The following is a 510-nucleotide window of genomic DNA, read 5'->3' on the forward strand; positions in this document are numbered from 1 at the left end:
CTGGCTGCCGCGGGGAAGGACGTCGCGGCACTGAACGGGGTGGATGTCCGGGCATTCACCGGAAAAGCGAAGTTCTGTAAGAAGTTTGCTGCCGGCTTCAGTAACTGCTGCAAAGACAGTGGCTGGGGCCAGGATGTGGGGCTGGCAAGCTGCAGCAGCGAGGAAAAGGCGCTGGCCAAAGCGAAAAAAGACAAGCTGACGGTCAGTATAGGGGAATTCTGCTCTAAAAAGGTTCTGGGGATTTGCCTGGAGAAAAAAAGGAGCTATTGCCAGTTCGACTCAAAACTGGCGCAGATCGTTCAGCAGCAGGGAAGAAACGGTCAGCTGCATATCGGTTTTGGCGGCGCCAGCAGTCCTGACTGTCGGGGCATTACCGTCGCGGAACTCCAGGGGATTGATTTTAACAAGCTGGATTTCACCAACTTTATGGACGACCTGATGAAAAATCAAAAAATACCGGAAAACGATGTGCTCACCAATAAGACCAGAGAACGAATTAAGGAAATCATG

1 protein-coding gene is annotated in these 510 nt (G+C 52.0%); it reads left to right on the forward strand.

The genetic code is table 11. From position 1 onward, the window contains the following. Window positions 1-510 (forward strand): conjugal transfer protein TraN (locus ABD481_RS47240; protein WP_344672404.1); only part of this gene is annotated, 510 nt, incomplete at both ends.

Source organism: Catenulispora yoronensis, from assembly GCF_039531695.1.
Classification (GTDB): domain Bacteria; phylum Actinomycetota; class Actinomycetes; order Streptomycetales; family Catenulisporaceae; genus Catenulispora; species Catenulispora yoronensis.